Annotated in this window: 10 protein-coding genes; 4 read left to right on the top strand and 6 right to left on the bottom strand. The window is 66.1% G+C overall.

Annotated features, from left to right (window positions below; all coding sequences use genetic code 11):
• Window positions 1–3: 3 nt before the first annotated feature.
• The 4 genes from ACZ6Z4_RS13810 (at window position 4) to ACZ6Z4_RS13795 (ending at window position 7,570) form a co-directional block, all read left to right on the top strand.
• Complete coding sequence (locus tag ACZ6Z4_RS13810; RefSeq protein WP_465562560.1) at window positions 4–1,032, top strand: hypothetical protein; 1,029 nt, start codon at window positions 4–6, stop codon at window positions 1,030–1,032.
• A complete protein-coding gene (locus ACZ6Z4_RS13805; protein WP_465562558.1) occupies window positions 1,029–2,495 on the top strand; it encodes an NYN domain-containing protein in 1,467 nt (488 codons plus the stop codon). Before ACZ6Z4_RS13810 ends, ACZ6Z4_RS13805 begins: the two co-directional genes overlap by 4 nt.
• Window positions 2,492–3,250: a hypothetical protein gene (locus tag ACZ6Z4_RS13800; RefSeq protein WP_465562556.1), complete on the top strand. Its 759-nt coding sequence runs from the start codon at window positions 2,492–2,494 to the stop codon at window positions 3,248–3,250. The genes ACZ6Z4_RS13805 and ACZ6Z4_RS13800 overlap by 4 nt, the downstream gene beginning before the upstream one ends.
• A gap of 852 nt (window positions 3,251–4,102) precedes the next feature.
• Window positions 4,103–7,570 carry a KAP family P-loop NTPase fold protein gene (locus ACZ6Z4_RS13795; protein WP_465562554.1) on the top strand — a complete coding sequence of 1,156 codons (3,468 nt, stop codon included), beginning with the start codon at window positions 4,103–4,105 and terminating at the stop codon, window positions 7,568–7,570.
• Window positions 7,571–7,709: 139 nt separating this feature from the next.
• Here ACZ6Z4_RS13795 and ACZ6Z4_RS13790 read toward each other — a convergent pair whose 3' ends face one another.
• The 6 genes from ACZ6Z4_RS13790 to ACZ6Z4_RS13765 form a co-directional block, all read right to left on the bottom strand.
• Window positions 7,710–8,192, bottom strand: coding sequence for a hypothetical protein (locus ACZ6Z4_RS13790; protein ID WP_465562552.1), 483 nt, complete (start codon window positions 8,190–8,192; stop codon window positions 7,710–7,712).
• A 520-nt stretch (window positions 8,193–8,712) separates the two neighbouring features.
• Window positions 8,713–10,698 (bottom strand): DNA/RNA non-specific endonuclease, encoded by a 1,986-nt coding sequence (locus tag ACZ6Z4_RS13785; RefSeq protein ID WP_465562550.1) that lies wholly within the window; start codon window positions 10,696–10,698, stop codon window positions 8,713–8,715.
• Between the two features lie 25 nt (window positions 10,699–10,723).
• Window positions 10,724–13,756, bottom strand: a complete 3,033-nt coding sequence (locus tag ACZ6Z4_RS13780) for an AAA family ATPase (RefSeq protein ID WP_465562548.1) — start codon at window positions 13,754–13,756, stop codon at window positions 10,724–10,726.
• Window positions 13,753–15,564, bottom strand: a complete 1,812-nt coding sequence (locus ACZ6Z4_RS13775) for a trypsin-like serine peptidase (protein WP_465562545.1) — start codon at window positions 15,562–15,564, stop codon at window positions 13,753–13,755. Before ACZ6Z4_RS13775 ends, ACZ6Z4_RS13780 begins: the two co-directional genes overlap by 4 nt.
• Window positions 15,561–18,356 (bottom strand): S8 family serine peptidase, encoded by a 2,796-nt coding sequence (locus ACZ6Z4_RS13770; RefSeq protein ID WP_465562544.1) that lies wholly within the window; start codon window positions 18,354–18,356, stop codon window positions 15,561–15,563. The genes ACZ6Z4_RS13775 and ACZ6Z4_RS13770 overlap by 4 nt, the downstream gene beginning before the upstream one ends.
• Window positions 18,335–18,658, bottom strand: a complete 324-nt coding sequence (locus tag ACZ6Z4_RS13765; RefSeq protein WP_465562542.1) for a hypothetical protein — start codon at window positions 18,656–18,658, stop codon at window positions 18,335–18,337. Before ACZ6Z4_RS13765 ends, ACZ6Z4_RS13770 begins: the two co-directional genes overlap by 22 nt.
• Window positions 18,659–18,875: the final 217 nt, after the last annotated feature.

Genomic DNA, 18,875 nt, shown 5'->3' with positions numbered 1-18,875 from the left:
GCAGTGGCCGAGACGATCATGCGGCTCGATCTTACGGCGGACGCACCGCTCAACGCCTACTGGCTGAGCGTAACCGGTGATCGGCGCGTCTATGCGGACCAGTTGCAGAAGATGTTCCACGGACGGGCGTTCGCGGTCCTGGTCGTCTGCGGCAACGGCTTCACCAACGCGAACGCGCTGATGGCGGACGTCGTGCAGTTGCTCGAGGACAACAAGGCGGAGTTCCTCGACGCGCTGGCCCACAGGCCCGCCGGCATCGACCAGATCGGCTTGGTCCTCCTCGCTCGTCGTGAGCTTGCCATGGGCCAGGCGTACTCGCCGGTCGTCTGGCCGTCATGGGTCCCGGTGGCGGGTGAGCAGGAAATCACATGTTTCATCACCGATGTAAGCCGCCGGATCGAGATCCCGCTCGATGCCCCCGAGATCGATGCCGCCCGCGTCCACAGCGCGCTGTTCGCCGTCGAGGAGGCGCTGGTCCGGCGACTGACAGCCGTCCAGGATCGCAGTCCGCAGTACCAGCAGGCGTTCTTCGACAGCATCGCCCGCCGGGCGGACGTCAGTTGGTCCGGATTCCTCGCCGGCGCCACCCGGGAAGCCCGGACCGTACGGAACCCACGCTCGTTCCGGCCGGAGCGACGCACCGGGCGCACCGTGGTGTCGCGACTGTGGCAACTCGGGACCCAGGCGTCCGAGCAGGACCTCGGCGTCGCCCGCTCGGCGCTGGCCGGCGCGCTCGGCCTGTCGTCGTATGACGTTCGCCCGGAAGGACGCGCCGGACTGCTGGCGATCCTCGGCAGGGGACCCGAACTGCGGGGAACGGCCGGAGACCGGTTGTGCGCCGATCTTATCTCGACGGTGGCTTCGGTCTGCCAGTTCCTGACCTGCGTCGCCCATGCCGACAAACACCAGCCATTCCCGGTCAACCTGCTCACCGCCGTTGTCGACGACCTGTACCAGGCGCTGGTGGGCCTCGAAATGTCCCTGGTCCACCTGCCCGATGAGCACACAAAGGAAACTGCGGTGATGACATGAACTCGTCCGACGGCGTTTTGCTGATCGACTGGGACAACCTCGCGGGAGCCATCATGGGCCGCGGAAAGATCGTCGAACGAGCTCAAGTTGTCCAGACCTGGAACTGGGCCAACAGGCACTGCGGGGACAACCTTCGCCAAGCTCACATGGCTGCCGTCGACTTCGACCCGACGATTCACGCGGCCATGCGGGAGAAGGGGATCAATGCAGAACAGGTTGCCAGCGTCAAGGAGCAGGCAGACATCCTGCTCACCGTGTTAGCAATGGACTACTTGCATGGCGGCGCGGGGCACGTCTTTCTGGTCACTGGCGACCAGGACTTCATCCCGTTGATCTTCCGGCTCCGCCGCGACGGCCGGAAGGTCACCGTCATCTACGGCGACCACAACCGCCTCAGTCATCCGATGCGCGCGGCGCTGGCCGAGCCCGGAATCGATTCTATGGACATCGACGACATCAGCCCACTGCAGGATCGGGTGCCCGACGTCGGTTCTCGCTCGCAGATCGGACTGCTCGAACTGCAACGCCGCGGCTTGATTCTCGGAGGTAAGGAGAAGGGGGATCGCATCTCCCTCTTGCACGACTGGGGAATTGCCGAAAACACCGATCACAACCAGTATTACCTGTTGATCGAGCCTCTCACCAACAAGGCGATCAGACCCGATGCCGCCATGCCGGCGGGTGGCGGTCAGTGGGTGGCGAACTCGAGCGCGAAGCGGACCTATCTGACTATCGATCCGAAGGTGATGGGCGACATTGTGGCAGTCGATCACGCGATCAGATGGATCTCCTCGCGGCCGCGCGGCTTGACGATCGGCGGTCTACGAACCGGGCCGTTCCGGACGGACAACGGGGCACTCCTCGATCGCAGTCTCGATGCGTTGCTTGCGTTGCAAATGATTCGGAAGGAGGCGGACGGGTCGTACACGCTGATTGTGCCGCCGTTGCAGCTCGGGTATCTCGAGCAGTTGTGGCGGGTTTTCGCGGGTGTGACGGCCGAGTGTTATCGCCGGCAGAGCAGGACGATGCCGTACAACCAGTTGGCCGGCCTGCTGTCGCGCAAGGGCATCGGGCAGGGGCAGGAGCAGCGTTCGGCCGGGCGGGTCAGGGAGGCGATCGAGTACGCCAAGGCGACCGGGGTGATCGATGCCGTGGCCGTAAACGGCCAACGCCATGTCCTCGCCCCGCCGAGTCCGCTGTCACGCCCCTTCGAGCAGGCTTACCACGACCTGTACTCACTGTTCGCGAGCAAAGTCGGTGTGACGATCGAGGACACCGAGGTGCTCGACGCCATGGCGGCCGCAGACGAGAAACGGACCGTACCGCGGTTCGGATTCGATCTACGCGATCGGCAGCGCTTCCTGCGCATCCTCTCGCAGTCGCAGCTCATCAACTGGCGGGATCGCAAGGTGATGGTGCCGCAGTCGCCCTGGGGACAAGCCGGACAGAATAACCGTCCATGAACTTTCCGCAGCGTCTGCAGCGCCTGCGCCAGCCCCGGCTCGGTCTGATCGTGGTGGTTCTCGGTGCGGTGGGGACCGCGCTGTGGTTCGCCTCGCGTGGTCCGAGCGCGCGGGCCGGCGCGATCGCCGGCGCCTTGTGTGCGGTTGCGTCGGCGACCGCCGCGCTGGCTGCGCTGCACATGTCCCGGCAGGCACTCGCCCGCACGGACCAGCAGTTGGAGCACGCGCGACGGGTGATGGTGCTGAGTCGCCGTCCGTTGCTGCTGCCGGTGCACCAGTCTGTGACCTTTCCAGCCTCCAGCGGAACGCTCACCAAGCATCCCCCGACGGTCGACCGGTTCCCTCTCAATCCACCGGCGTCCGGTTCGTACGCGTTCGTTGCCGACACCAACGACACGTTCTTCGTTCCGGTCGAGAACGCAGGCGAAGGCCCGGCGCTTGGAGTCAGAGGCCGGTTGTGGAACCGCAGCGGGCTGGCGGGACTGCTGGTCGGCACGACCGTCATCGGCGTCGGCCGGGTGTCGACGTTCACTGTGCGTCTTGCTGCCACTGCGGATCCACTTCCGGAACCTTTCAGCCGTGCGATCACCGAGACCGGCGGCTGCGAGCTGTACTGGTTGGAACTGTGGTGCACGGACGTGTTCGCGAACGACCTGACGGTCAAGGCGCTGTTCGACACCCGACAGCTCGGTGCGTGGCGCGATTTCGATCACGTCATCGACGTGACAGGCCGGGCTGTTCCTGCTATTGTATGAGCCATAGGGGAGCAGTGGATGGCTGACCGTGAATAGTTCTAACGGATCCAGCTCGAGCTAGCTCAATACCCGGCCCCAGCTTCGCAGCTGGGGCTTTCGTTTTTCCCGGCTGATGCATTTGCGCCGGCGAGACTGGGACGTCTCTCCTAACTCCGCGCCGCAGTGAGCAGGTGCTCGGTGCGGCACGGTGCCGTGTCGAGTGCCGCGCAGTAGGCGGAGAGCAGGAAGACACGCCCTAGCTGTACTCGGTCGGGCTTGACGTCGACGCGGTCCAGGTCAGCAGACGACGTCCTCGATCTGCTGGGCTCACACGACCACGAGGTTCGCGGCGGCCCTGTCGCGAGTGGTGAGCTTGATCCCGGAGCTGACCTAGCTGCTTCTGCTCAAGTGCCGGGATGCGCGGCGCGACGCGGTCCGGACGTGGGGGCAGGGTCAGCTTGGACGTGGTCATCTGTGCATTGATCGCCCAGTGCACGAACGGATTGGCCAGTTTCCCAGGTGGTGTTGCCGCTGGCACGCCACTGATCGAGCTTGATCGTCTTAGCTTGGCGATGTGCGCCCGCGCTGACGCAGCCGCCGACAGAGCTCGGCGGGTTCCTTGCCGGTCTAGGTGGGGGAAGTCCGGCGCCACCGATGTGCCGGTGGCACGGCAGGCGATGACCCATCAGGCCGTCGTCCCGCGCCTTCGGTGTCGCTGGTGACCGAGGCGACCCGATCGACAACCGGCGCGACGGCCTCCTTTATCAAAGCCTGATCGACACCGTTCCGCCCGACCACGCCGCGTTTCGTGCTCTCTTCGGGCGAATCGTCGCTTCCGTCGTCTAGGGTTCCTTCAGGAACAAAGGGGTGGGCATGTTCAAGAAGCAAGGTGCTCCACCGGCGGAGGTCGTACGGCGGGACGACTTGATCCCGGACAACCGTCTCGGCGCGGACTACACCGACCTGCTCGACCACGAGGCGATCGCAAGGGCCGTGGCCGAGATCGCGCTCAAGGCAGTGGCGCCGGTGAACATCGCGCTGTTCGGGCCGTGGGGTTCGGGGAAGTCGAGCATCTACTCGATGATCGAGAGCCACCTCGTGGCGGCGGCCCGGACGAAAGTCCGAGTGGCCCGCTACGACGCCTGGAAGTACGGCGGTCAGGAGCTCAAGCGGAACTTCATCGACTCGGTATCGAACAGCCTCGGACTCAGCGACGCCGAATTCGACCACGGCCTCCACCGGGACCAGACGAAGACGAAGCTGAGCATCCCTTCCTGGATCAAGGCGAACTGGTGGTCGCTCCTGGTGGGCATCGGCTTGGCTATCGGCTTGGCGGCGATGTGGGTCGTGGTCCAGGCAGGCGCGACGAAACTGTTCACGGACGGCGGGTTCATGGCCGCCGCGAGTGGCCTCATCCCGCAGGCGGGTACGGTCTTCGGGCTCGCCCTGGTTGCGGTTCTCGTCGGCCCAAAGGCGTTCGAAGGTGCCGTCACCACCAAGACCACCCCGGCGCCAGTAGGTGCCGATCAGTTCGCAAACAGGTTTCGGAGCCTGGTGGGTAAGGCCCTGAAGGGGAAATCCGATCGCCTGGTCGTCTTCATCGACGAGCTGGACAGGTGCTCGCCTGAGGACGTCGTTGCGACACTGGTCGACCTGAAGACCTTCCTCGACGAGGACCGCTGTGCCTTCATTGTCGCAGCCGACCGCGAGGTCCTGGAGCGTGCTCTGCTGAAGGTTCCGCAGGCGAAGCCGGTCCGGGAGCTGGAGCCGTACTACGCCACGCCAGGCGCCTTCCTCGACAAGATCTTCCAGCACCAGATCGCGCTTCCGCCGTTGCGGCCACGGGCGCTGACCCAGTTCGCCCGGGAGCTGGCCGGCGCACGGGGCGGTGTCTGGGAGGACCTGCGGGCGGCAGGGAACCAAACGTATGACCGCACCATCTTCGCGCTCGTCCCGGTCCACGTTCGCAGTCCGCGCCGGGTGAAGGTTTTGCTGAACAACTACGCGACAACGGTCCGGATCGCGCAGGCCCGAGGAATCGCGTGGCTGGAGCGTGCTGAAGAGCTAGCCGTGCTGACTGTCCTACAGACTGAGTTCCCGGCGGTTGCTGAGGAGGTGCGTCGGGTCCCACGACTCCTGTCGTACCTCCGCGGTGAGGAGCAGCCGACCGCGCCGCAGACCATCGACGCGGTGCGGCGCTTCTCGGTGCTCGAGGTACACGCCGACGAGGACGACGGCGCAGATGCGCCGGCAGGTGAGTTGCTGCGAGAGCGGTCGACCACCGCCGCTGCGAAGGCGGACGACGCGAACGACACGATCCGGCAGCAGCTCGCGTCGTACCTGGCCAAGATCGCCGCGGTGAACATCGATGATCCGCGTCTGGATCTGATGTACCTCCAAGGAGCAGCAGGCCGCGAACAGCTTACCGATCCGCACCTCGGAGACGTGATCGACTACGCGACGGACACGGCTCCGGACGCGGTCGTCTCTGCGTTCAGTGGCGCAGACTCAGCAACGCTGGCAGTGGGGATCCCGCTGCTGGTCATCGAGGGGGAGGGTGTCGTCGGTCCGGGGCGGGAGTTCGCCTTCGAAGCGGCTTGTAGGTTGATCGAGCGCATCGAGCCGGAACACCAAGAGGTGGTGGCGAGGGAGGCTGGTGCCCCGCTGATCGCGGCTGCGAAGGCGGATTCGCTCACGCAGCAATCCTGGCCGGGCGCACTGCTGGTTGCCTCCTGGCTGGAGGCTGGCGAGGTAACGAGCCAGGTGATGGGCAAGCTGCGTGAGAACCCGCCTGATGAGGAAGTTCTGGAGCGGATCGCGCGGCTGTTGCAGCATCTGGACGACAAGACTGCTCAGGCTGTGATGCAGCTGCTCGCGGATCACTTCAAGCCATTCCCGCACCCGTTGTTGACGGCCTTGCGAAACGCGCTGGTGGACGACGCCTACGATCTGTGGGACTCCGTGAGGGAGAAGGTTCGCAAGGTCCTCAACGAGCTCGAGACGGAGCTGGACGGCGCACCGGCTCCTGCGAGTGCAACCGTCGCCGCTACCCTGACGGCGGCCGCTGATGCAGTCCCCACTGGGCTCGGGGTCGAACGCGTCAACGCGCTGATCGAAGCCGTCGAACCGCGAGCCGATGCCGAGTGGATGACGTCGGCGGTTCTCGAAGAGGTGCAGTCATCGGCATCCTGCGACGCGCTGCGTACCTGGGCTGTCGACAACGCGGATCGCTTGATCGGCACGATGGCGTCGGCAGATCTGCGCGCCTGGCACGCACTGGCCGGCATCCGGGACTACCCGACGTCGATGTGGACCACCTGGATCGGGCTGCTGCCTGATGAAGCTTCTGATCTCACTGCGGAGACCGCGGTGCTCGCGGCGGACATGCTCGTTGCGAAGCTCATCCCCGCCTTGGCGACTGTTGTTGACGACGATCTTCGGTCGCAGTTGCCGGAAGTGATCGCGAAGGTGCGGGCGTTGGCGACCGTGGACGAAGATGCTCTGTGGGCGGCCGTCCGTGACGCGCTGTCCGCGGTGCAGTGGAAGTCGGATGACGAGGCCGAGCGTGCACTGCGCTGGCCTCGGAAGCAAGCTCTGTTCGACACCTCGGTTCGGCTGTCGTCGCTTGGCTCCGATGCTCGGCTGACCTCGGTGCTGGTCGACGACATGGGGCAGGCGCTGAGATCCATTGTGCTGTCCGAGGGCAACATCACGAGGTGGCTCGAGCTCAGCAAGAAGCTGCCCGCCGATGCTGTCCCGATGCTGTCGGACATCCTCGACGACTACGAGATCGGCGAAGGCGAGGAGACGGCCGTTCTTCGGCTCAAACTGGCTGTTCGGGCGGTGTTCGGTGGTGCCGCGCCGCAGGTGGCCGAGATTCAGGCCGTCCCTGCCAATGAGCTGACGACCACCATTGTAGACAGCTGGCTGGGGTTGTCGCCGCCGGTCGGTGACGTCGGTGCGCTGCTCGGCTCCGCAATGTTCACACCTGCCGCGATGACCTCGTACGCCGCCGCACTCGCCACCGCTGACCGAAGTGGGCTCTGGATCCAGGGGGTAGACGCAGGAAGTTCTGAAGGCATCCTGAAGGCAATCGGTCAGCGTGGGGTCGACCCAAGCGCCGTCGAGCACGCTCGCTCTGCGATCAGCAGCGCGACGCGGGAGACAGATCGGGCCGCTCACGTTCAGCGACTTGTGAACACCGCTCAGCCGTCGAGCGACCTCAAGAAGGTTGCGAGCGAACTGGCGACGGAATTCCTGGCCAGAGAGACACCGCGGGGGATCTCAGGTCGGCGGTCAAGCTCATCATCTGGGCGGACGGTCCCGCTCACGGCCACGTGACCAGCCTTCGCGCTGAGCTCACCGCAGCTGTTGAGAAGCACCACAGGGTGCTGACCAACAAGCAGCGAGAGAGCCTGATCGATCTGGGCCTTCTCCCGCAGAAGAAGAGCTGGCTGGAGAAGGTGTTCGGGGGGTGACCTCAGGACTTCGAGGCTGGAGATGACGTCGGCGCGGCGAGGCCTTGGGCCAGTCGCTCATCAAAGCCTTCAGGTGACGAAAAGATTTCGCCCAGTTCGGTGGATAGCATGCCGGCGGTAGTGGCTGCCTCCGGTTCGAGCCAGGCGGCTTCGACCGGTTTTGCGGAGTGCATGCCTGGCAGCGGTGGGTTCGATGATCGTGGCGCGCCGTCGGTCGGGCTCGGGGCGGCGGATGAAGCCAGCGGCTTGGAGAGCGCATCGGCATCCTGCAACGAAGAGCGCTGGACATCCGCAGCGGCAGGTGCCGCGTTGTGCGCGTCGTCGGGATGCGCGGTCATGGACCGTTGATTGGCGCAGCGCATTGTGCGGACGAGGAACTCCTCGACCTTGAGGGCGTCTTCGCAAATCTCACTGACCTCGAACAGCGATTGGCAAACGATCCGGGGACGGCACCGATTCCGCGTGCGTGGCTGGGGCTCAGGCATCGAGATCCAAGCGTGTGGTGAAGGGCGAGTTCCTCCTCGGACACGCACGTCAACCACTGCGGGGACGGGGCTGACAGAAACATCAGCCACCCAGTTGCGTCGATATAGGACAATTCAGCTCCGGTGGCGCGTACGTATCGTTCAGATCTCCGCGAGCAGCCCGGTGAAGGATCGGTCGTACTACGCCCAGTTGCGAACCATCGCACGGAGATCGCCGGCATTTGGTCCCACGCAAGGTCGTACGAGGCGTCGAAGCAGATCTAGCAGCCCTCCTCTGCTCCGTCACAGCTCCGTCGGCCACTGACAAACGTCGACGATGAGTCATCAGCGACGATCAATGAAACCCCAGGTCAGAGGCCGAATGGCGGGTTGCGGCCCTGTCGTCGCGTGCGTACCAACAAGATCCTCGACATCTTCGAAGGCACGCCCCGGATCCAGCAGTTGATCGTCGCGCGCCGGTTGCTGGGGGAGATGTCGGCCCAGCTGACGTAGCAGGTCTGAGGCCTCTTGACGGCACAGGTTATCGACGTCGAACGAATTGGATCTGGTTCACGTCGGTGAGGCGGGGAGCGATCCCTTCAAGCTCCTCGAACGGGTCCAGTTCCGTGAGCGGCCCGAACGAAAGCCCGGACCGCAGTTCGATCGAGCTGATCGGCCGCTGCGTGGTCTCGTGCGAGCCGAAGACAAACTCTTCTTCACTGAGAAGGTTGCGTTGCGACATGGTGTAACCGGTGGCACACAACTCGCCCGTCTCGTCGTGGACGAACGCGATGACCTTCCAAAAGTCGACCGGGACCTGGACTCCGAACATCGTCGGATCGTCGTCGGCGAGGAAGGGACCGGTGAACACCGAGATCCTCATGTCGTCGCGCCGCGCGTTCTGTAGCGCGTAGTCCTCGAGGTCCAGCCAGATCCCGGCGTTGAAGGGCTGAATCTGCGGTACGGCGTTCGTGACGTGCATCGAGTCGGCGTTGCCCCGCGCCGCCACAGTGTCGGGGCCCCAGATCGGGTCCTCGCGACGCGTCATGTGACCGCGCGCGAACTTGGGTGGGTTGCCGTAGCACTCCGCCTTGATCTGGGCCTGTGCCGGGATGCGGGGATCGAGGCGCCACCCGACGCGCGCGAACCTCTTGGGATCGTTGCCGTCGATGTTGACGGCGCTGAATCGGCACAGCCGCCGGCCGGCGCTCATCAGCGTCGAGAAGTGCTCGTATTTCAGCACCTGCTCGTCCTGGCCGTTGAACTCGAAGGTGAGGACGTCGTCGGCGTTGCTGGTCACCGCGGGCAGTGGCACCGCTAGACCCTCGCCGAGGAACGTCGCGTCATATCCCAAGCGGTTGAGGTAGTCCTCGGAAGCTGCCTCGACGAAGGTCTCGCCGTCCTCAGCGGCCCCGTCGCCCACGCCGACCGCGCGGCCTGCTGTGCGATCGCGGCCCGCCTGGTACCGGTCTCCGACTTCGATCGTGATCGACACGGGCAGGTGATACGTCAAGGTTGCCGATGACCGTTCGGTGCGCGGCGTCTGGATCTGCGCCGGCTGCGTGGCCTCCTTCGGGTGCGGAGGTCGCCGTCGCATCGGGTGTCCACTCTGCAGGTCGTCGAGGCGCTGGCCGACGACTGTGCTCGAGACGGCGAAGTTGGCCTCGAGAAACCTGCCCGCGAAGTGCAGGCCGACCGCCTCCCCGGTGGCCAGAGACAGCACGACCGATCCCGAGTTGCCGCCTAGCGTCGAGCAATCGTGACGAGTGGCGCCGCTCACCGGCTCGAGAACCTGACCCGGCGCGAGTCGCTTTTTGTCGTACACGTTGCCGAAGATCCGGTCCACCAGGTCGCGGTCGGGAATCCGGCTGTCGCGGGCTGGGTACCCGATCACCGCCACAAAGTCCTCGGGGTGCGAGGTCGGTGCCAGGGCGATCGGTGCCGGCGGCGACTCGCCACCGATCTGATCGACGCGTAGGAAAGCGAGATCGGGTCCGTCGGATTCCTCGATGTGCAAAATCTGCCGCAGTGCGAAGGTCAGGTCGTCCTCGCGATCGATCTCCTTGAGGAGATCGATCGAGGCGCGCATGGCCTGTCCGTTCAGGCCCTGCCGGAACACGAACCTCGTCCCGTTGTGGCGACCGAACTCGGCGGCCACGTGCCGATTGGTCACGATGGTGCCGGGTGCGACGAGCCATCCCGTCCCGAGCCACGCAAGGTTGTGGCCCTCGACTTCGATCCTGCCGACCGCCCGGGCCGCCTGTACCAGGTGCGGGCGCGCCGCCGCGAGCCGTGATCTCCAGACGGCGCTCTGGGCGTCGTCGAAGGTCAGTTCAGCCTCGTCCCGCTTGATCGCCAGCACCGGACGACCGGTGCGCAGGACGATCGTCTCGAGCTGGACCTCGGCGTCAGGTGCTTCGAGTGCTGGACCCTCCGCACCCCTGAGTTCGGCCAGTTCGCCGTCCAGAACCTGGTCGTGGTTCCGGATCGCGGCGTTCCTCGTCTTGAGGCGTGTCAACGTGTCCATCGGTCACCACCTTGTCGGTCCCCGCTCAATAGGTCCGTGCGCGCGGCTTGGCGAACGGGAACAGCAGGCCCTCGATTCGCCGGATCCCCGCCGCGAGTTGCAAAGACAGGCGCGTACTCGCCCTCGCCGAGGCACCGTCGATCAGGTCGACAATCAACCCGCAACGGTCCGCTGTCTCGATCAGCGCAGTGAGTTCGCGCGGTGCGACCGTTGTGCGAAGGGTCGAGCCGAGCAAGCCGGCCGTCAGATCCGCAGGCCAGAACACCGATCGTTGTTCGAGGTCGCCGACCAGGCCGAGGAGCGAACTCCGGTCCAGTGGCGCGACGATCGTTCTGATCAACCCGTACATGAACGACAGCGTGGTGGGAGCCGCTCGCAGCTGCTTCGCGCGACCGAGGCCGAGTTGCGTGCTCGCGAGCGTCGCGCGGAAGCGGTTGAGCTCCCTCGTGTCCGGTCTCCGGATCGCGTATTGCTCCGCCTTCTCGGCTACGCGATCGGCCAGCGCGCGGTCGCCGGCGGCGGTCGCGATCGCGACGATGTGCGACAACCGGAAGTGGTCGTACGAGAAGGTCTGGAATGTCATCCTGAGGCCATCGAGATCACCTCGCGATGCCGCCGCCTGACACACCAGGATGTCGTCGACACGGGGCAGATCGAGTCTCCCCGGGAGCTCCCGCCGGACTCGGTTCATGATCCTGGTGTGGGAGCGCCGATCTCCGGCGAGCGCGGCCAGGGCGGCGCCGTACCGTCGAGGCTTCTCCCAGCTGTAGTCGAGCGCCGCCAGCGCGGCAGGGGAGAAGAGAGGGTGCGCATCACGTTCGGCCATCAGGATCGCCAAGGCGATGTACCACGGGTGTTCGTGCGTCTGGCTGCTCGACGACGTACGGGTCGGGTCGGACGTGAAGTACCGGTCGAGCGCGCCGAGCACTCGCGACGATTCGGTCATGAAGTCGAAGTCACCGCGGTCGAACAGAAGCCCCCAGCGTGAGTCCGGGATGACCGCACCGGTTTCGTCGGCCTGGTCGCCGAGCAGCTCGAGCTGAGCTTCCTCGAACTCGGCCGAGTCGACATCGGACGAGGCGAGGTGCTTATCGAGCCGGACACCGCGGGTGAGGCGTTGCTGGTCGACGGCGAGCGACGCCACCTCTTCCTCGGTGAGTTGCTCGTGGCTTCCGGCGAGCGACTTGACCAGCGCGCGGGCCGACACCGGCCAGTACTCCACATCCCCGGCAAGCTTGCGTACGACGTCGGCGGCCTGGGTCGTGGACAGGTCGTCCGGGAGGTCGTTGAGGAACCCTCGGTGGTAGATGGCTTCGATCTCGGCGATGTCGGTGGCTACTGACGGACGGGGAACCGTGTAGTACGCCGCTGCAGCGCGGTGGATCGCCGAGGTGTCGACTTCGGTGCTGTGCTCGAGCCCTGGCACCAGCAGCCGGCGTACGTCCGCACGATGAACGACGGTGTCGGGTGCGACGCGGTTCACCAGCCAGACGTGCTCGGCCAGTTCAGTGAATGCTTCTTGTGCGTCGGCGGGCGTCGTCACGTCGAGGCGGGTTGGGAAGGCCGGGGCGAGAACCCGGAGGATGAGCTCGGGTGTGACGCGCCGCAGTACGACCCCGGGGTAGGCCAGCGCCTGCACCCTGGGGTTCTTGATCCGGTTCAGGATTCGCTCGTAGACGAACCGCAGCCCGACCTCGCCGGACGGCGAGTCACGGCGCGCCTTCTGGCCATCGGTGAGGAGTTGGTCGACCTCGTCGGGGCCGTTCGTGGTCACGAAGCGGTGGATCAGCTTGAGGACGAGCGGGTTTCCACCGAACACCGGCGGGAAGCGCGGCGCCGACATCGGTGCGACGCCAAGCACGGTGAGCAACTCGACCGCGTCGGCGGTGGCGAGGTCTTCGAGCGGCCACTCCCGCTGGATGTTGAACATCGCTCTGATGTCCTCGGTCGCGAGGTGCGGGGCGTCCGGAACGACGGCGCGCCCGCACACGATCAGATGGATCTGCCGCAACTGGACCACGTCGCGCAGATCAGCGACCCACTGGAGCACGTCGCGCACGGGGGTGACCCCACGGATCGCTACCTCCTCGAACGTGTCGAGAACGATCGTGACTGCCTCCGTGCGACGCGGCCATCCCGACAGGATCGATCCGAGCTCGCGCAGCGCGCCGGACGACGAGCCGCCGCCGATATCGATGTTCAGGTTCTCCCGCCCGCCGAGCAGCGACCTGGATTGTGCGCGGAACGCGGTCAGCGGTCGCTCGAGGGCGAACTCGGCCAGACTGAGCTGGCGAGTGAACTCGAACGTGAGGTCGAGGGGGGTCGCGTCGATCAAGGTGGCACGGTCGAAGTCGAGATAGATCAGCGGGGCCGTGCCCGGTTGGTGGCGCTGATCGGAGACGACTTTCGACACCAGCGCCGACTTGCCCACCCCGCCGGGGCCGACGAGGACGAAGCTGGGCACCCAGTCCTGATCGGTCGTCAGCGTGGACGACTGGTACTCGAGCAGGGCGGCGTACTCGCGCTCACGACCGACGAGTCGCGTCGGCGCCACCGCCTGCAGTGCCTTGTCGGCCTCCGCCAGGGCGATCTGACGACGCACCCTCCGCTCCAGGTCGCCAGACATCCGTACGCCGGGCAGCCCCTCGAGGACCCGGGCAGCCCTGAGCAGATGATCGAGGTTGCCAGTGGTGCTCGATCCGGCTGGAACAGGGTCTGGCGGAATCAACGCGTTGAGGTCCGCACCCTGGAGCCCGTCGCGAAGGTACCTGGCGAACGCGTCGTCCGATGGAACCGCGATCGCATCGAGCAGCGTTGCGAAGTCGGGTCTGCCGGTCATCGTCCGCAGCAAGTGTTGCCTGGCGTTCGGCCGCATCGACCAGTGCCGATAACTGCTGCCGTTGACTTCGACCTCATCGCAGACGGCAGCGAGTTCGTCCATCACTCCTGGTCGGCCGTTGCCGAACACCTTGAGCGGGTCGAAGTGGGTCGACAGAGCCGCGGTCAGCTTGACGCGGTCGTCGAGCGAGTCGAGTCCGGGTTGGGCCGGGAGCGTCACGGCAGCTCCTCGATCGCGGCAGCGAGAACCCGGTCGACCTTGTCCGCGACGTAGTCGCTGAGCGACGTGATGTCAGCCCCGCTGGTGAGCTCGATCAGCCTCGCGAAGCGCACGGCTTCGGATCTGGAGTGGTCGATGCCCCGCTCGGTCATCCGGAGTCGTACGTAGGACACGATGTCCGCCAGCTGCGGTGGGGAGATGTCTTCGTCGTCGACGAATCCGGTGGGAAATCCGCTGGGGAAGTCGGTCATGCCGAGCAGCACGATATGGAGGTTCTTGAACGTTGCCGATTGCTTGTACAGCTCGGAGAGGAAGTCGCGAACGCTCCCGTCCGGGATCGTGTGACCCTTCTTCTCGAGGTCGTCGACGACCATCCAGACCGTCCGGTCACGGTGAGCCGCCTCGACCCGGGCGCCGAAGGCCGCGACCAGTTGACCGAGCCATGCGCCGCGGCTGGTATTGGCGTCGGCCTCGGTGGGTAGGTCGACGCCGTCGGCGCCGAGCCGGCCGAGGAGCAGGGCTGCCGTGCGCATCGCGTCGGAGTCGAGCTCGAGTACCTGCACGCACTTGATCACGTGATCGCCTTCGGGCAGGCAGGCCCGCATGATCTCGAGCGTGAAGCTGACCCCTCGGCTCCCGGGGAACGGTTTCACCCGGATGAGTGGTTTCGACGTACGGCGGACCCACTCCTGGCACCTCGAGCGTCCGAGAATCGGCCGGCTGCCGTCCGCCACCCTGAACACCTGCAGATAGCGCGAGTCGAGCAGGTTCGCTCCCAGGGCCACGAGGTCGTCGCGGATCGCGATCGCCGAGATGGCGGTGTTGACGACCGGCTGACCGTGCGCTCCCTGGTGGAGTCCGACCAATGCGTAGTTGCCGTCGAGGAGCAATCCCCCCGACGACCCGCTGACAGCGTTGGCGGTGTGGTCGACGCGCTCCTCGCTGGTCGCATCGCGGAAGCCGGTGAACGTTCCGACCGTGATCCGTTGCTGAACACCCATCGGATGCTGGAACAGGTGCATCGTGCCGTCCGGCTGCGGCTCGACGGCCTCCTGGAGGTTGTAGTAGCCACGCTCCGAGCCCGGCGAACCAGCCACGACAATGACCGCGTAATCGAGAAACCCGCGCAGGTCGACGTTCTCGGCCGGTGAGACGACCTCTGGGATCTGTTGAGGTGTCGAGATCTCGGCGGGGTGGGGCGGACTCGAAGCCACCAGCCAGGATTCGGGGACCTTGTACGGGTCGGCAGACACCTTCCGGCCCGTGGCATGGTCGAAGCGCACGCGGAGCCGGCGCTCGGAGCCTGGCTTCGGCGTACGGGTCTGGTCGTCCACGAGACTGGCGATCACGTGGAACGCGGTCAGTACTGTGCTCGGGCCGATCAGGAAACCTGTGCCGGTCACCGCTTCGGCATTGCTGTCGTTCGCGACCTCGACTCTGCACAGACGCGCTCTCGCTCGCAGGCCTCCTCTCTCGACCACGGATGCGTCGGGAAAGCCCAGCGCCACGCTGAGCAGCGCCTGTAGATCGGTGACGGTGGCCGACTTGTCTGGAAAGAAGCCGTCGTGGATGAGCCGCTCGGCGAGCTGGGTGAACCAGCCCTCCTCGTCGGCCAGCCGGAGGGCCCGTTCGAACGCGACCCGATCACTGGTGGCGCCGAGGCTGACGACGATGAACGGACGCGAGGTCGGCACCACCCCCCGGACCTCGTCGTAGACCCGCCCGAAGTCGCTGCGCGTGCGGGCGATCCGCGACGCCAGATCCCGGAGGTCGGGAAGCTCGGGGACCGGGGCGTCAGGTGAACTCACGGCACGAACTCCGAGATCACGGACCGGACTTCGTCGATCGCATGGGCGTAGTTTGCCCGCAGCCAATCACCCGCGAAGTGCAGCCCGGCGACGTCGAGGTTGTGGTCGAACGACAGCACGCAGGACCCGCTGTTCCCACCGAGCGAGGTCGCGTCGTGGGTGAACACCCAGTGCTTGGGGCTGTCGGACACCGCCCCCGATGACGTCAGGACGAGTCCGGGGCTGAGGTACCTCACGCCGTACTTCATGGCGTAGATCTCGCGCAGCCGGCGGACCACGTCCATCCGCCGCTTGCCGTTCTCGTCGCTGGGTAACAGGGTCGGCAACGCCGGGTACCCGACGACGAACAGCTTGGCGGCGCCGACGGCAATCGCCTGAGCGGCCAGTTCGAGAGCAGGCGGCAGCTCCGCACCCTCCCGGTTCGTCTCCTCGACGCGCAGAAGGGCGAGGTCGAGGTGAGCCAGGTCTATTCGGCCATCGATCGGATCCGGACCGCTGAAAGCGACGTCGAGAACCCGGAAGCTTCGCGTCGCATCGATTCCCGACGGAGAGAAGTTGACGACCGGCTCGCCGATCAGGATCCACGCGGCAGGGTTCGAACGGCTCGGAGTCGGGAACGCGAGCGTCTCGAGCACGTGCCGATTCGTCATCACGAGTCCGGGACCGACGACGAATCCGGTGCCCGCGTGCACCCCTGGTGTCGCGTCGATTCGGCCGACCGACCGCTGCAACTCGGCGAACGTGGGATGAAGCACGACAGCTCCCTGCCATTCGCCGAGTTCCGGGTCGTTCGGGTCGACCCCGTCGTCACTCAGACGGAGCGCCGGTCGCCCCTCGAGCTGCACGAGCGCCTCGAGCGCGGTCAGCGAGCCAGCGTCGTTCGGGATTGGTGCACCCTCCCGCAGTCGCTCGAGCACGACCTCAGTGTCGCGGAGCAGCTGGTCGTGCAGCGGCGTCATGGCTTCCCGCTCTGGCTTCTCAGCGTTGGCCCGAACGCGCGCGACCCGCGCTTCGAGCGCCCCCAGCCGTGCATCGGAGTCCGCGCGCAACGACTCGCGGGCGGCCTCGGGAGTGATGCCGACGGCTGCTTCGAGCGCGCTGTGGCGGCCTGCGACGAGCACGACCGGATCGGGGGACGGGATGTGGTCGGCGCGCAATGACGGCGGCGCCGACGTGAAGGCCTGCCGGCTGCCCAGCACCGGTGCGCGCACGCCGAGTGCCGCTTCGAGTTGCGGACTGATCGCCTGCCGGGTCATGCCCGTTTCAGCGCCGACCTCGTCCGATGGGTCGACACCGACCCGAGCGTCCTCGAACACGAGCGAGCTGAGCTCAAGCTGGAACTGAGGCTGCGAGGCCACGTCGGCCAATCCGCTCGCCTCGATCGGCCCCAGTGCTTCGTTCAGCAAGCCCAACGTGTCGGACGCGGCACCTCCGGGCGCGCCCTCTGGCGCGGGAACGATCGGACCCTCGAGCGTCCGCTGCAGTAGTGCCTCGGCATCGATGACACCGGCACCGAACTCACTCTTCTTCCATCCCGCGGGGGCGCGGGCAGATCGGGTCAGCACGTCACGGAAAAGCGCGTGCACCGACATCTGCCGCCGGATCGCCGCATCCTTCACCTTCTGCCGGCCGTGGTGCGACAGCCACAGTGCGGCCACGCCGGCGGTGATCGCCACCGCGAACGACGTGCCCTGCCCACCCCCGACGTCGGTGCCGCTCGGCCCGGCGATCGCCTTCCACACCTTCTCGCCCGGCGCGGTGATGTCGACCGCACGCCCGCGACACGATCCGCGCCACGGGCGGTCGGCGGCATTGCTCGCGGCGACAGCGATGACCTCGTCGTACCTGGCCGGATAGACGACCATCTCGATGCAGTTCCCCGCCGCGGCGAGCACGATCAGATCGGACTGGATCGCACGTTTGACGGCCTTCTTCACGGCGCGGCTCGGGGTTCCGCCGAGGCTCATCGTCACGACGTGGCAGCCACGCAGCCGAGCGTGGTCGATGGCCTTGGCGACGGCTCCGCCGTCGAAGGTCAGGATCACCGACTCGACGCAGCGGATCGGCACCAGGGTTGCCGCCGGCGCGGGACCGAGCACCTGACCGCTCGGCCCACTCGTCATGACGCTGGCGGTCCCGGTCCCGTGACCGGGATTGCCCCCGCCCGAGAGTGGATCGGTCGGATCCGGCGTGCCCTTGAGCACGTTGAAGCCGTCGGCGATCACAACCTCGGACAACTCGGTGTGCCGGGTCACTCCGGTGTCGGGCTGCGCGATCCGGATGCCAGCGCCCCTGGCTGAGCTCGCATCGAATGCGCGGAGGACGCCCGCGCGGTCGAGCGCCCAACGACGGTCGGCAGGCGGGCCGCCGGCGACGAAACACCTGCCGTGGAACAGGTCTTTGAGCAACCCCTCGGGGGCGGCGTCGGGCGGAGCCGGTTCCTGGTAGAACTCGCTGCCGAGGTCCGGTTCCACGGTGACGGCTCTCAGCACTGCCCGCAACTCGTGCGCGATCGAGAACAGCGTGCGGTGGTCGACAGTGCGTTCGAGTCCAGGAAACTGAAGCACGTAGAACTCACCCAACTCGACGTCGGTACTGGGTTCGTCGAACAACGGGAAGAACTGAAAATCGTCGATGCCGATCACCGATCGGATCTCCTCGACCTTGTCCGCGACATCGACCTCGGACGCGTACTCGATCACGAATCGCAGCGTCCCCGAATCGAGCCCAGCGACCTCGGCGTTCGGATCGCGATGAGCGGCTAGCGCGGTCAGGAACGCAATGCCATCCACTGCAGGCTCCTCTCCGCAATGCCGCAGAACCATCTGCCCGGAACAGGGACAGCGGGGGCGGCGCCGTAGATCACGTCGATCTGCGAAGGCCGGTGGGAGCCGGTTGGGATCAGCCAGGCGAAGAGGGTGCGTACCGACTTCCTGTGGGAACGAGAAGAACCGGTGTCTGCGGGAACGATGCCAGAGAACTTATCGACGGTTGGTTCACGCCGGACCGCAAAGTCGCCGGTCGGGGACAGGTGGGCCTCTTGGTCGATATTCCTACCATCGCTGAAACGTCCGGGCTCGGCTTTGATCGCCATGTGTCCCCACCCCCACTCTGAGTGAACGCACGCGAGCATGTGATGTCAACAGGAAGTCACTGCTGAACTGGTATGAAGAACAAACCGGCGTATCGCATCGAGTCGGTCGACCATGCTCTTCAGCTGCTGGCCGCGCTGCACGAGGACGGCTCGCTCCGCCGCGCGGTCGCATCGTCCGGCAACGACAGCCGCAGCCACCACAGTCCACGCCAGACCC

It is taken from the genome of Kribbella sp. NPDC104740 (assembly GCF_055583505.1).
Note: the sequence above shows the minus strand (reverse complement) of the source record. Positions and strands in the feature narration are given on the sequence as shown.

What these genes read in the sequence shown, in the direction of transcription:
- ACZ6Z4_RS13805 (WP_465562558.1), top strand. Translation starts at nt 1,029, where the DNA reads ATGAACTCGTCCGACGGCGTTTTGCTGATCGACTGGGACAACCTCGCG.
- ACZ6Z4_RS13800 (WP_465562556.1), top strand. Translation starts at nt 2,492, where the DNA reads ATGAACTTTCCGCAGCGTCTGCAGCGCCTGCGCCAGCCCCGGCTCGGT.
- ACZ6Z4_RS13795 (WP_465562554.1), top strand. Translation starts at nt 4,103, where the DNA reads ATGTTCAAGAAGCAAGGTGCTCCACCGGCGGAGGTCGTACGGCGGGAC.
- ACZ6Z4_RS13790 (WP_465562552.1), bottom strand. Translation starts at nt 8,192, where the DNA reads ATGCCTGAGCCCCAGCCACGCACGCGGAATCGGTGCCGTCCCCGGATC.
- ACZ6Z4_RS13785 (WP_465562550.1), bottom strand. Translation starts at nt 10,698, where the DNA reads ATGGACACGTTGACACGCCTCAAGACGAGGAACGCCGCGATCCGGAAC.
- ACZ6Z4_RS13765 (WP_465562542.1), bottom strand. Translation starts at nt 18,658, where the DNA reads ATGGCGATCAAAGCCGAGCCCGGACGTTTCAGCGATGGTAGGAATATC.